This is a genomic window from Quatrionicoccus australiensis (assembly GCF_020510525.1).
Classification (GTDB): domain Bacteria; phylum Pseudomonadota; class Gammaproteobacteria; order Burkholderiales; family Rhodocyclaceae; genus Azonexus; species Azonexus australiensis_B.
Genome location: NZ_CP075188.1, coordinates 3345234 through 3358998, shown reverse-complemented (window position 1 = coordinate 3358998; position 13765 = coordinate 3345234). Strand labels below are relative to the sequence as shown.

Here is a 13765-nt window from a genome sequence, read left to right as displayed (position 1 = left end):
TCTGTTCTTCAGAGCATGTGAACTGGCTGTAAAAAATCACCAGATGAATGCTTCTTTCGTTGGACGGAGACCTTTTCTCCCTGGATCATGTATTGACGTGGGTGTCCTCGTGTTTCCTCTGTTTATTGGTGATGGGGCTAGGCTAGGCAGCTTGAAACGAAATGATCTCTGCGCCTTTCTCCAACTTGTCGAGGTGGTTTGCCCAAGCCTGCATCATGTTTCGGCGTTCAACCATGTACTCAGCTTGGTGGGAGACATCCCCGAGTGCTTAGGTGCCACAGTAAAAATTTCGCCGTTTTCTATCCCCCATCCTGAAACGAGTGCGTATATTCGCACTCGCTGGCAAATGATTGACGGTGAGATTTCTTTCTGATAGGGCGGTTTTTAAGTGGTTTGAAGCGAAAGAGCGAGTACTGCTTCGATTCCAAGCCGTAATTTCAAGCCCTCAATCCTTGGGAGGCGATATTCGATGGCGCCACTACATCCAAGATTTCTTGGCACTCCTTATCTTTCTCTGCTTTGTCGAGGGCAAGGGCTTCTGCCGTGCTGGCGTTGAGCAGGTGCTCAGAAAATTCAACGAAAGTCAGGTGCCTAATCTCGAATTCCTGATCGCAGTAATCCAAGGCGATTTCGATGGCTGCCGGGTATCCGTTCGGAAGAATTGCGCAAGGAAACCGATGCCGTGGGTCCGTGTGACTCATCGTCGAAACGAAATTGAACAACTCTCCTTTGAATATTCCGGATACAGGACGGTGGCCAAGCAGTGCTTTTCTCCGTTCGTGCACTGCACGCATTCTGGCAAGATTTGGTCGGCCGTATTCCTTGCTAACCAAATCATTCCATTCTTTTTTGAGTTCATTTAACTCTACATCTTTGGGTTTTACTGGCGGTTTCTGGAAGTGAGCTAGCCAGGTTGCTATCGAGGGGTCAATGCCGATGGCTTTGTAAAATTCAGTGCCATCGATAGAAAACGAGCGCCCTTGGGGCTGCCATGGTGCCTTGGCTAGCGTTTTAACCCTTTCGTCGTCGGATGTGACAGGCTCGCCTTGTCTGGCTTGAATGATTGCACATTGCAGTTTGTAAGTGTCTTTGTGACCTAGATAAGAGGCCACTGCGGCAAGGCTTTGCATCTGCCATGGGTTAAGTGGATCGAGTGTTTGAGTTAATTTTTTGCGCGACATATCAAAAACGATTTCACCTGTCAATCATCTGTTGGCGAGTGCGAATATTCGCACTTCTCCGACTATCGTAGAGCAGGACTGGCCCATTTTCTACAGTAGCTCCACGTTCTCGGGGATGTCTCCGAGGGGTAAATAAGGAGCTGCAAATGAAAGACCTGAACCAATCTGCCGGTAACCAACTGACTGTCATCAAGGAAGCGGTCAAGAAGACCTTGCCACTGATCGACAACCTGCAAGCGGTGATGCGGAAGCTGAACCACAAGTCCTGCCCGGATGCGACTACCGGTCTGCGCGTGATTTTACATCTGCACCGGACTCCGGTTGAACAGACTGAGGACGGCATCGTTTTTGCCGCAGGCACCGGTGAGGCATTTCCTCTGCCGATGTCCAAGGAATGTGCCGATTTCCTGATGGCGGAAGTGGTCAGCAAGTTTCACGTTTCCACGCCTGAGGCGATTCGCAACATCGTTCGCTACCAATGGTGCCGGCAGCAGCACAAAGGGCTGCGCGGCGAACTGGGGGCGTTCTATACCCCGCCGCTCCTTGCTGAACTGATCAAGGAAATGCTGCAATCCTCGCTTGATGCGATGAATGATCCTGTTGTCTTCGATAGCTCTGCTGGGCTGGGTGGCATCTTGGCAGCATTCGACGAATACACCGTTGTTGCGGCTGACGTGGATACCAAGATCGTCGCAGCACTTGGCGACATGGGCTATGTCAACGTGCATTGTGGGAACAGCCTGAAAAGCGTGTCTCGCTCCGCCTACGGCATCGAGGAAACTGCCGATTTGGTCATGGTCGGCAATCCACCGTTCAGTGGTGCATCTGGCTGCGAGATGATGAACGAGGCCGATCCTAGCGTTGCGACAAAGGACTTGGGGCTTTCGTTCCTGCTGGCTGCGGCCAAGCTGAAACCCAAGGCTATTTGTATGCTGCACCCGCTGAGCTTCTTGTCCAAGCCAGCGAATTTCGAGCAGCTTAAACCGCTGGCAGACAACTACAAGTTGCTGAAAGGGGTTGTCGTGTCCAGTGCTGATTTTGAGCCTTCGCTGGGCAAAACCCCGTTTCCGGTAGTGGCTGCGCTTTATGTTCCTGGCAGCATGACTTTCGCCGACATCGGCGAATTCGCCTTCGACATCTACGAGCAGCGTGGCTCGATGATGGATACAGGAAAGCGCCTGATCCTGAACGCTATCAAGACAACCGATGAGTTCATTCGTAAATATCCGCCGAAGAAGGGGATGGATCAGGTGTCCGACATCGGGATTTATCAATACAACTTCCGCGATGCGAACTTTGTCATCGCGAAGGGTGCCTTGTCCTGCTCAAACACAGCCAGTTCCATCCCGGTTTGTTATCACCAGTTGGGGTTGTATTCGTATATCAACTGCTTCAAGCGGCACTTTGGGACGCATTTCGTATTCGGCAATTTTTCACCGCTGGCGCGCCAAGCTGATTTTGAAGATCAGGATTTCGTGGATAGCTGCATCTACGACACGATTATGAACAATCAGCGCTTGGCTCCGATGAACCGGACTAATCAGGCTTCGTTTGTCCTGACGAAAAACCTGATTCAGGATGCCCGAAAGAAGGCGGTGCAGTATCAGGGGGGCGGCGTCAATCCCCATCAGGCGTTCGTCGATTTCTGGGCAAACGGAACCAACCCCGATGCGTTGGCGCCGTTCTTTGCTGACTACTTCTTGAAGTTGCGGGATGCCAGCCTGAGCTTTGTGCAGCAACCGCTGCACAAGATCGCCGGGCAGCAGGAAGCAGTTGCATGCTGAAAATGAAAAACGGGAGGGCAACCTCCCGTTTTCTTAACCGCGCTGATTTCGTGGATTTGTAGCAGTACGCCCGATTTGGTCAGTCGCGACTTGCTTTCTGAAAATCATATTTTTCATAGATCGTCTTCAATTGCGCAATCTTGTCCTTCAATGTAACCGAAATGGATTTGGTGGTTTTGATTGCTGCTTTGAGTTTGTCAGTGGTTACGGTTTTATCATCCGAAATAAAAGCGACTTCAACCGTATCCTTTACCAGCGATTCGATGTCGGCGCCGCTGTAACCCTCGGTATCTTTGAGGAGTTTGAGCACATCGACCTGATCGCCAAGTTTTCCACGCTTTTTTAGGTGTATCTCAAAAATACGCCGTCTTTCTTCTGGCGAAGGAAGGTCGACTAAAAAGAGTTCGTCAAAGCGACCCTTGCGCAAGAATTCAGGCGGTAGGGCCGAAATATCGTTTGATGTGGCTACCACATAAACAGAACTTTCCTTTTCCTGAAGCCAAGTTAAGAATTGTCCGAACAGCCGTGTAGTCACGTCGCTACCCCCGCCATGTCCGCTGAGGCCAGAGAAAGCTTTTTCCAGTTCATCAATCCATAGCACGCAGGGGGAGACAGCTTCGGCAGTCTTGATAGCGCGGCGCATATTGTTTTCGCTCTCGCCAACGTATTTCCCCATCAGCTTGCCAACGTCCAGACGCAATAGCGGCACATTGAACTGACTAGCCGTGGCTTTGGCGGTTAGACTTTTGCCACAACCCGGCATGCCGACGATGAGGAGCCCTTTGGGTAGATCAATGCCAAATCGACGCGCTTCACCCAAGTGGGTGAAGATATGAGATTTATCTTGAAGATATTTCTTTAGATTATCCAAGCCGCCAACATCGCTCAGGGTGGAGTCGAAAGACAAAATTTCGAGGATGCCCGTTTTCTTGATGATCTGTTCCTTCTCCTCAAGAATCAATTTTTTGTCCGCTGCTGCGATTAGTCCTGAACGCTGATAAGCGAGATTTAGGATTTGCCGAATTTCGAAATCGCTCAGTCCTTTAAAAGATACACAAAGTTCATTGATGTCTTCGGGAGCAATAGGAATTTGAAATCCATCGGCGTAATCTCGAATAATGTTCTCGATTTCGCGGGCACCTGGTAAGGGAATGTCGAAAACAGTAACCATTTTCTCCAGTTCAGATGGAATAACGAGTTCTGAACAAACCAGAAAGACCGTGACATAGACGCCCTCACGAAACATCGTGCGATCTGCAATTGATTTTAATCTCGCGATAATGGCGGCATCGGCGCTTTCAGGGCGGAGCTGACGATGCACATCTTTTAGCACCAAAAAAGCATTCTTCGGTTCGTTGTCGTCGAAGGTGGAGAGAAAGCTATTCAGGTTATCGCTTCCGGGCAGTGACCCCGCTGGAATTTTGTGCCGAAAATCAACGTGATGCCCAGCTTCGTTGTATTCATAAATTTTTGTGTCTTTTTCTGCAATGCTCGCAATAAGAGCATCCACTGCATGGGAATCAAAGTGATTTATGTAAATAATTGGGCGCAAGGCGGCAACATATGCGGCCAGCTTTGTGGCAAATTGTGGATTGTCTTCCCTGCTCATCGTCAGACTTCCATATATACGAGTTTATCAACCGAGCTATTGCTCTTGTAGTCAATTCCATCGAGGATAGGAAACTTGCCGTTGACGTCATCCACTTTTAATTCCTCACCGTTTATTCCGCAGTTGCGTATGAGGTTTCCATTTGCCATCTGAATGACAAGATAGCGCGTTCCCTTTGGTTTTAGGTCTTTCCAATAACCCTCGGTTTCGCCAGCAAAGCTTTGGATGTGAGGTAGGTCGGGGTTCGGCCATACAATGGCAGCCATGTCTTGCTTAACTGTCGAAAGTTCTTTCGCAATGTGAGGCCGCATATCGGTGTTCGCCAGAATTGCCAAAATAACTAGAGGCTGCTTGTCGATAAATCGCTCGTAGAAAGCTCGTGAATCAAGCATGTAAAGTTCAAAATATCGTGTGAATATCTCAGCAACGGCTGATTTTATAAATGGGTAGTCCGCGCTTCGCTCTTCAATGCTCGAAAGAAGTTTTGTGTAATTCCCGTGGTATGCGCGGATTATTTCATTTTTCTTTGTTTCTAGACTTTCGTAACGCTCGAGCCGCTCTACTTCTTTTTGCCGAAATGCGAATGGGTAGGCAGCTGCTTCAATCTGTTTATTTGTGGGTTTGCCATGAAAAATGTGGCACAACGCCTTAGCAGCCTCTATGTCGTCATCCGGTATTTTTTCGAGTTCGGAAATTTCTCCAGTCAGGCCACGCGTTTCAAGCCAGCGACTCAGTAAGCCATTACGATAAGAGGCAAGAATATCCTCAATATTGAAGTTGTCTCGAAGCTCATCTAAATTACGAACCGGCTTGCCATCGAGGATCAGATTAAATTTTATAGCTTTGGTCATTTTTTATACCCCACCAATTACCAACTGAAAACACTACCGATAAAATTCCCTACACTGCTGGCCACGCTTTTTGTTCCTTCCCATAGGCTGGATGCTGCGGATTTAACACTATTCGCTACGGTTTTAGCGATGGTCTTGCCTCCCTCCCAAACGGCACGACCGACAGTGCTTCCCGCAATCCCACCAACCAGTCCCCCGGCAATGCCGCCAACAAAAGTTCCGATTGGTCCTAGTGCAGAGCCAATGCTTGCACCCAAGGTCGCACCCTCAACCCCAAGCGCCAAGGAGCCAACCAAACTGCAGGTGGCATCGCCAGCTCGATCTAAGGCTTCTTCCCCTGTGATTTTTCCAGACGCAAAGTCAGCAAGTACTTTGACGTTTTCGATCCCAATACATACTGCATTAGCAATTTGGCCTGCAGGTGTGCGCCTAAGAACAGCCCCTAACCAGCCACTTCTGCAAACTACAACAAGGCCACCGGTTACAGCTACGGTGAGTCCAGCACTTGCTCCCGACTTTAGGGCGCTTTCGGCAAACTCAGCGGCATCTTCCTCAATGCTGCTGTTAGCCTGTCCGGTCATGCTGTTCCAGATACGACGACCAAGAACGCGCGCGCCTTGGAAGCCAACTGCCAACATGGCGGCGACACCGGCCTTCTGACCGATGTTCTTGGCAATAGCCTTGCTGTTGACGTCGTTCCACTCGTATTGCTTGGCTTCCCGTTCTTCTTGGATTTTCCGCTGACGTTCCTTGGCATCCTCTTTGGATAAAGGCTTGGACTTGACGCCTTCGTGCTCGATGACTTCTGTGCTGTTCTTGATGTCTTTTCCTTGCCCTTCGGGAACCAGCTTTCTCTGACCCCGATAGTCACCCTTTTCAAAAAGCTCTTTGGTGGATTCCGCATCAGTCCCGTATTTTGACTGGTAGCGCTTGACGATCTTGCCGTTGCCATCGCGGATAACAATATCAACCGAATTCTTACCGTAGGTTTGACCAGGGGCGGGCTTAAGTACTTCCGCGCGGTAAGGGCTTCCCTGTGCCGCTGCTTCTATATTGAAGCTTTCCGCGTGGTGTTGCTCGGCAATGAAGCCATCAAGATGCCATGACTGGTTGATCCCGCCATCCCTTCGATACATCAGGTCAATGTTGTCCTTATTCGCCTGATCTAAAGTGTGGTCGATTTCGGCGGCGTAGCTTCCTACATTATTCACCCCCTGAGCCTTCGCACCACTTTCTATGGCGGATTTGAGATAACTTTCACGCGATAGTCCTCGCTCGCGGTATTCGGCGAGCTTCTGTTTTTCTTCCTCAAATCTCTGCACACGCTCAACAACAATTAGCGCCGTATTTTTGCGTTCGTCTGCGTCTTCCCATATGGTTGGATACTTGGAAAACTCACCATCAAGCCAAGCTGCATCTAGAGTCCCCTCTGGCTTGTGACGATAGGATTGGACGAAGGATAGAACGGTTTCACGCGCCTTTTGGCGGTTTTCACTTGCCGTGTCGATCTCCAATACCCCTTCGACAATATCCGCACTTGTCTCCGGGTTGCCAGCATCTTCTTCGATTCGAAGTGCAAGCATGTTCATCATTTCTGAGCGGTTTTTGAGTTCGTTTGCTTGGGTTTCAATCATGGGATTTCACTCTTTATTTTTCGGAAAATCGGCTAGGGCTGCCACTCCGTGCATCAGAGGGTGATCTCTGCCTAGAAATATGGCGGCATGACGGACAATTTTTGCAATATCTCGCATGCTTTCCGGCGTAGCATCTCGGTAATTAAACATTGCTGATCCGATATGCTTTCTATCTGCATTAGCGCAGCGGCGGGATAGTGAAGGGATGGTTGCCCAGATGCCGAATGCAGCCTCTTGTTGTGGCTTGGGCAGCGACATCATGCAATCAATGGTTTTGTCCATTGATGGGGTTTGCATCATCAGACCATTTTCTTGAATTTTTTCTTTAACCTTGGTCAGCTCGTCATCCGAACTGAGTTGCTGCGTCGAAGCGCGCATCAAGCCATAGACTTGGCTAATTAGTGGAAGGATGTTTTCCAAGTCGCCTTTGATCGCTGCTTGAGCCAAAGCAGACTTCCGGGTTTCGGTTTGTCTACGAATCAGTATTTCGCGGCATGCAAGAGAGAGTGATACAAAAACCGCGCCAGCCGTGGATATGGCCGAAATTGCCTCCCAAGACAAAGGCATGCTAATACCTCTCTCGGCTTCGAATGGGGCAAGCAACATCCCGCAAGGCATCAACTACGCGGTCATTGCCGCTGTTTTGTATTAAACGCACGCCCTATGCTCCCTTGTATGCTCTTTTGATCGAGGGAGACTATTATTCCAGATGCAATGCGTTTTTTCCTAACTGGCGTCTTGGTCAAGCGCGAGTCGGGGCTTTTTTGTCGCTTAAATAGTTGAGCTTCTGCTTGCCTGAGGTGGTTTGTTCTTGTTCCGCTTGGCTTTGCGTTCATCGGCTGCTGATTGCCGCAATAGCTCAATCTCTTCAAGAAAGCGAAAGAGCTGATTACCAAATTCGAGCTGTGTTTGCAGGTTGTCAAGCGTCTGGGCAAAGCAGTTCAAGGTTTTGCCTAGGCTGGGTGGGCGACGAGTAGCCTTGCTTGTGTCAGTCTTGCTGGCCTTGAGACGGGGTGATGCTGGCGGCGCGGGAGCGGTACTCGCTGGGCCTGCTTCTGAATCGAAACTTTCCGGGTCGTCTAGGAAATCTGCCAAGTCATAAATTGAAATGACGATGCGCCCTTGAACTTTTTTTGCGAGCGGGAAGCGGCCACGGCACCGAAGATTGGCTTGGGCTTGCGGCGAACGGGCAATGTGTGGCGCGATGTCCTGAGGCGTTAAGAGCTTCTTTTTGCCAAATTCGGCTTGAAGCTCAGCGAGGATTTCTGCGCGGTGTTGCATCCGTATGTTGGTTCCGGGTAGGACTGATTTTTGGTGCCCCCAGCACGAATCGAACGTGCGACCCCCTTCTTAGGAGGAAGGTGCTCTATCCACTGAGCTATGGAGGCGTCCAGCGTCCCAATTTTATCCCATCAGAGCTTGGGATTTTCTGCAAAATATTGGGATTTTGTGAAATGACTTCTTGTTTAAGAATCCTTTATTCATGCGGCTTACGGCGGGTTTTTCTATAATTTTATTGGATAGCAATTCGCCTTAGGAGGGGCGTGTTATATCCATTTAACTATGGAGGCGCCGCATGCCCGGCTGGCAGGCGCGCATTGTACCGGTGCTCGCACCCCTTGTGATAGATTGCTATGCATCAGAAGAATCTCGGGGAGACAAAAAATGTTCGCAGCCCTTCAGCGCCGGCCTATTGCGCAACAATTGATCGTGGCCACCCTTGCGGCCTTGCTGCTGGTTTTTTCGGTGATGACCATCATTGTCCAGATCAAGGCGGATAGCGCGGCTATCGCCGTGGCCGAAAAAAATCTGCAGCATGAGGCGCAGTTGATGGCGGGGACGCTCGACTCCCTTTTTGAGGCAATCAAGGTCCGTGGTGAAAACCAGTCGCAATTTTTTCTGCGCTATGCCGGTGGCAAGCCCGAGCTTGGGCAGGGGATGGTCAGAACCGGCGAGGTTGATTTGCCGGTCGTTCGCCTGGGGAGCGAGCAACTCAACGGCAATGAACGGATTTTGCGTGTTTTCAAGGAGTTGACCGGTGAGGAGACGGCTTTTCTGGTGGTCAAGGAGGGCAAGCTTTACCGCTTGAGTACCCTGCTGAAGGACAAGGATGGCAAGTCGATGAACGGCGTGCCGATTGGCGACAACGATCCGGTCGCCAAGGCGGTGCTGGCCGGCAAGGATTATCAGGGGCTGGCGATACGCGGTGGCAAATACAATTTCAGCACGGTGAAGGTATTCAAGGCTGCGGATGGCAAGGTCTGGGGCGCCTACTCGGTACGGATCGGGCTGGATGGCGAGTTGCAACGGCTGCGTGCGCAGTTTGGCAGTCTGCAGGCCGGCAAGACCGGCTATGTCTATATCGTGCGCCCGACGGATGAAAAATCCATAGGCGAATTCGTGCTGCATCCGAAATTCCAGGAAAAGACTGTTGCCGACCTTGATTTGTCGGCCGCGTCGAAGGCGGCGGTGACCGAGGTGATCAAGCTCAAGAACGGAGTGTTGCGTTATTCCCTGCCCGATGAGTCGGGGCGTGAGCGTGAAAAAATCATCTATGCCGCAACCTCTGCGGCGTGGGGGTGGACGGTGGCAACCGGCAGCTGGCTCGATGAGTACCTCGAGGAAAGCCATGCCCTGCGCAACCTCCTGGTACTGATCAGTATCGCGGCGGCGCTGGTGCTGGCGGTGGTGATCTATCTGCTGGTCAGTTCGCGCCTGCGCGGCCTGTCCTTGCTGGTCCAGGAAGTGGCGCGCATCAGTGCCGGTGACTTGCGTGCATCGGTGCGAGATGCCGAGGCGGGCAGTCGTAATGAAGTGCAGGCCATCGGTCATGCCTTCAACGAAATGGCCGGCAGCATGCGCAATCTGGTGAGTGGTGTTGCAACCACCTCGGCCCAGGTCGGAGTCGCGGCCAATGAGCTGGAGGGCGCCGCAAAACTGGCGTTGCAAAGTTCCGAACAGGCTTCGCAGTCAGCCTCCGGCATTGCCGCATCGGTTGAGGAGCTGTCGGTCAGCATTACGCACGTTGCCGACAACGCCAATCATGCGGCGCAAATTTCCGAAGAGGCCAAGGTGGTTACCGGCAGCGGCCGTGATGTGGTGCATCGTGCGATGAACGAACTGGAGCGGGTGGCGAGTGATATCAACGAGTCAGCACAATTGATCGAGTCGCTGGGCGAGCGTTCGAAGCAGATCTCCAGTGTGGTCGGGGTGATTCGGGAAATTGCCGATCAGACCAACCTGCTGGCGCTCAATGCGGCGATCGAGGCGGCACGGGCCGGCGAGCAGGGGCGCGGCTTTGCCGTCGTGGCCGATGAGGTGCGCAAACTGGCCGAACGGACGGCGCTGTCGACCCAGGAAATCTCGACCACGGTGGCGGCCATCCTGCAGGAAACCGGCACCGCCGTGCAGCGCATGCAGGCGGTGAGTACCAACATGACGGGCAGTGTCAGCCTGGCACGCGATGCCGGCGATTCGCTCCTGACCATCGATCAGCACGCGCAGGAAACGGTCAATGTCGTGCACGGCATTGCCGACAGTACGCGCGAGCAAAGTGCAGCCAGTCAGGAAATCGCCCGTCTGGTCGAAAATATTGCCCAGTCGGCAGAAGGCAGCAACAGCCGGGCGCAGCAAAACAGCGGTCGGGCGCAAAATCTGCAACGCCTGTCCAGCGACTTGCAGGCCCAGCTCGCGCGGTTTACGCTCTGACTTGCTGGCGGTCGGATGCCGCCTGTTTTGCCGGATGTTTTTCCGGAGTGCCGCTGAGCGGATAGAATCCCGGTTCTTTCCATCGCGGCGCCTCCGGGGCGCCGCTTTCAGCCGGTGCCATGCCTTACCTAAAACTTTCCGATGCCTGTCTCGCCTACGGCCATGTGCCGCTTCTTGATCATGCCGATTTTCTGCTCGATCCCGGTGAGCGCGTCGCGCTGATCGGGCGTAACGGCACCGGCAAGTCTTCCCTGCTCGCCGCGCTGGCTGCCGGCTCCGGGCGCGGCAAGCTCGACGACGGCGAGGTCTGGGTGCAGCCCGGCATCCGCGTTGGTTACGTGCCGCAGGAGCCGCCGCTCGATCCCGACCAGACCGTGTTTGAGGCGGTCACCTCCGGCATGGGCGAGGCCGCCAAGCTGCTCGCCGCCTACCATGAAGTGTCGCATCAGATGGCCGAAGGCACGGGCGATCACGAGGCGCTGATGGATCGCATGGAAACCCTGCAGCACGAGCTTGAAGCCTGTGGTGCGTGGACCTACGAGGCGCAGGCGGAGCGCGTCATCGACCGTTTCGGACTCGATCCGGAAGCCAATGTCGGCAGCCTGTCCGGCGGCCAGAAGAAGCGTCTGGCCCTGGCCCAGGCGCTGGCGGTGGCGCCCGAGGTTCTGCTCCTCGATGAGCCGACCAACCACCTCGATATTGCGGCCATCGAGTGGCTGGAAAACCTGCTGATCGAAACCAACACCACCTTGTTCTTCATCACCCACGACCGTTCCTTTCTTGACCGCGTCTGTACGCGCATCGTCGAGCTCGATCGCGGCAAACTGGCCAGTTACCCGGGCAGCTTCAAGGAATACGGGGTGCGCAAGGAAGCGCAACTGCACGAGGAGGGCCTGGCCAACGCCCGCGCCGACAAGCTGCTCAAGGAAGAAGAAATCTGGATCCGCAAGGGCGTCGAAGCACGCCGGACACGTGCGGTCTTCCGCGTTCAGCGTCTCGACCAGTTGCGCGCCGAACGGCAGGCTCGGCGTGAGCGCATGGGCAAGGTCAATCTGCAGCTCGATGCCGGCGACAAGAGCGGCAAGCTGGTCGCCGAACTGGAGCATGTCGGCAAGCGCTTCGGTCAACGCGTCATCGTTGATGATTTCTCCATTCGCATCCAGCGCGGTGACAAGATCGGCCTGATCGGTCCGAATGGTGCCGGCAAGACGACGCTGTTGCGGATGATCCTTGGCGAGTTGCAGGCGGATAGCGGCATTGTCCGTATGGGCACGAAGATCGATGTCGCGTATTTCGACCAGTTTCGCACCCAGTTGAATCCGGATTCAACGCTGAGCGATGTCATCTCGCCGGGTTCCGACTGGGTTGAAATCGGTGGCGCCAAGAAGCATGTGATCGGCTATCTGGAAGATTTTCTGTTTGCGCCGGAACGCTCCCGTTCGCCGGTCAGTTCGCTGTCCGGTGGTGAGCGTAACCGTTTGCTGCTGGCCCGCCTGTTTGCCAAGCCGGCCAATGTGCTGGTGCTGGACGAACCGACCAACGACCTCGATATCGAAACCCTGGAATTGCTCGAGGAACTGCTCGCCAAATATACCGGCACCTTGTTCCTGGTCAGCCATGACCGGACCTTCCTCGACAACGTGGTAACCCAGACCATCGCCGCCGAAGGCAACGGCCAGTGGCGCGAATACGCCGGTGGTTACAGCGACTGGGCAAACTACAAGGCCAGCCTGCAGAAGGAAGAAGCGGCTCGCCAGAAATCGGATGCCAAACAGTCTGCGGCCAAAGCGGCTGATCCGGTCAAGCCGAAGCTGGAAAAATTGTCCTGGAAGGAGCAGCGCGAACTCGAAGAGTTGCCGGGAAAAATCTCCGGTTTGGAGGATGAACAGGCCAGTCTGAGCAAGCGCCTCGAAGATCCGGCGATCTATCAGACCGATCCGGCGGGGGCGCAACAGGCGGCCGAGCGACTGGCGCTGATCGATGATGAATTGATGGGCTTGCTCGAGCGCTGGGAGATTCTCGAGGCGCGCAGCGACAAACCCGCCTGATTTGATGTCCGGCCGGCTTGCCTTGGTGGCGAACCGGCCTTTTCTTTTTTACAGGCCGTCGTTGCCGTCGGCTTCGCGGGCCGGCATAGGCTCAAGCCCGAGGCGCTGGCGAACGGCTTCGGGGGTGATGTTGAGCAGCTGGCCGATGTCCTTGTAGTCGTCGGGCAGGGCCGGATCCTCCCAGCCGTGTGCCGAGTGGCGAGCCAGCCGTACGGCCAGGGCAACATTCTGGACACGCGGATTGCCGAGATGGTCATCGTCGATCAGGCGCAGCAGCAGTTCCGGCAGGTGCCAGACGCGGCAAAGCTCAAGCTGGATGTCCTGGAAGGTCAGGCCCAGTACCTGGCGCTGGGCTTCGGCGCTGCGCAATGTCGGCTGCGCTTTCTGGCGTGCAAGAATGTCGAGACCGAGCGCCGGCGCTGAACACCACACCAGGATTTCCGCCAGATCGTGCAGCAGCGCAGCAATACGGACCTCTTCCATGTTGATGTCGTGGCGCCAGATCGCCCATTCCTGGGCATAGTCGGCCGCACGCTGGGCGCGCCGGCTGATCTGCAGGATGCCGAGCAGGGCGTGGGTGTCCGCACCTTTCAACTGATCTTCGATGGTCAGCAACTCGTCGAAGCGTTTGAAGAAGGGTTCGATGCCGGCCATCATCACGGCGCTGGCGATGGTCGTGATGTCATGTTGCAGCGAGCGGCCGCGCATCGGCTGGATATAGGCGAGAACCCGGACGGTCATGATCGGGTCCTGCAGGATGACGCGGGCCAGTTCGCGGGCATCGACGCGGTCCAGGTTTTGCCGCATTTCACTGATCCGGCGCTTGGTGACGCGCAGTACCGGCAGGGTGTTGTTGCTGAAAAACAGCACCCAGCTGTCAATGTCGGGCAATGGATGGTCGATCATTTATTTGTCATCCTTCAGAAAACGGCTGTCTCTCCGGTGCGCAG

10 protein-coding genes and 1 tRNA gene are annotated in these 13765 nt (G+C 54.0%); 3 read left to right on the top strand and 8 right to left on the bottom strand.

The window, feature by feature from the left end; genetic code table 11:
• Nucleotides 1-437 precede the first annotated feature (437 nt).
• A complete protein-coding gene (locus KI612_RS16040) occupies nucleotides 438-1205 on the bottom strand; it encodes a hypothetical protein (RefSeq protein ID WP_226441070.1) in 768 nt (255 codons plus the stop codon).
• Nucleotides 1206-1327: 122 nt separating this feature from the next.
• On the opposite strand from KI612_RS16040, the gene KI612_RS16035 reads away from it, so the two are divergent.
• Nucleotides 1328-2965: an SAM-dependent methyltransferase gene (locus tag KI612_RS16035; RefSeq protein WP_226441069.1), complete on the top strand. Its 1638-nt coding sequence runs from the start codon at nucleotides 1328-1330 to the stop codon at nucleotides 2963-2965.
• A 79-nt stretch (nucleotides 2966-3044) separates the two neighbouring features.
• Here the strand turns inward: KI612_RS16035 and KI612_RS16030 are convergent, their stop codons facing one another.
• From KI612_RS16030 to KI612_RS16005, 6 genes are all read right to left on the bottom strand, one after another.
• A complete protein-coding gene (locus KI612_RS16030) occupies nucleotides 3045-4574 on the bottom strand; it encodes an AAA family ATPase (RefSeq protein WP_226441068.1) in 1530 nt (509 codons plus the stop codon).
• A 2-nt stretch (nucleotides 4575-4576) separates the two neighbouring features.
• On the bottom strand, nucleotides 4577-5425 hold the full coding sequence (locus tag KI612_RS16025; protein ID WP_226441067.1) for a hypothetical protein: 849 nt from the start codon (nucleotides 5423-5425) through the stop codon (nucleotides 4577-4579).
• 17 nt (nucleotides 5426-5442) lie between these two features.
• Nucleotides 5443-7059, bottom strand: a complete 1617-nt coding sequence (locus KI612_RS16020) for a hypothetical protein (RefSeq protein WP_226441066.1) — start codon at nucleotides 7057-7059, stop codon at nucleotides 5443-5445.
• Nucleotides 7060-7065: 6 nt separating this feature from the next.
• The gene (locus tag KI612_RS16015; RefSeq protein ID WP_226441065.1) at nucleotides 7066-7626 is read right to left on the bottom strand and encodes a hypothetical protein; all 561 of its coding nucleotides are present in this window, start codon (nucleotides 7624-7626) and stop codon (nucleotides 7066-7068) included.
• Nucleotides 7627-7830: 204 nt separating this feature from the next.
• Nucleotides 7831-8340 (bottom strand): hypothetical protein, encoded by a 510-nt coding sequence (locus KI612_RS16010; RefSeq protein ID WP_226441064.1) that lies wholly within the window; start codon nucleotides 8338-8340, stop codon nucleotides 7831-7833.
• Between the two features lie 31 nt (nucleotides 8341-8371).
• Nucleotides 8372-8447: transfer RNA gene (locus tag KI612_RS16005), tRNA-Arg, on the bottom strand.
• Nucleotides 8448-8724: 277 nt separating this feature from the next.
• Here KI612_RS16005 and KI612_RS16000 point away from each other — a divergent pair.
• Nucleotides 8725-10767 (top strand): methyl-accepting chemotaxis protein, encoded by a 2043-nt coding sequence (locus tag KI612_RS16000; RefSeq protein WP_226441063.1) that lies wholly within the window; start codon nucleotides 8725-8727, stop codon nucleotides 10765-10767.
• A gap of 119 nt (nucleotides 10768-10886) precedes the next feature.
• Complete coding sequence (locus KI612_RS15995; RefSeq protein WP_226441062.1) at nucleotides 10887-12815, top strand: ATP-binding cassette domain-containing protein; 1929 nt, start codon at nucleotides 10887-10889, stop codon at nucleotides 12813-12815.
• 48 nt (nucleotides 12816-12863) lie between these two features.
• On the opposite strand, the gene KI612_RS15990 is transcribed toward KI612_RS15995, so the two are convergent.
• The gene (locus KI612_RS15990) at nucleotides 12864-13721 is read right to left on the bottom strand and encodes an HDOD domain-containing protein (protein ID WP_226441061.1); all 858 of its coding nucleotides are present in this window, start codon (nucleotides 13719-13721) and stop codon (nucleotides 12864-12866) included.
• Nucleotides 13722-13765 lie beyond the last annotated feature (44 nt).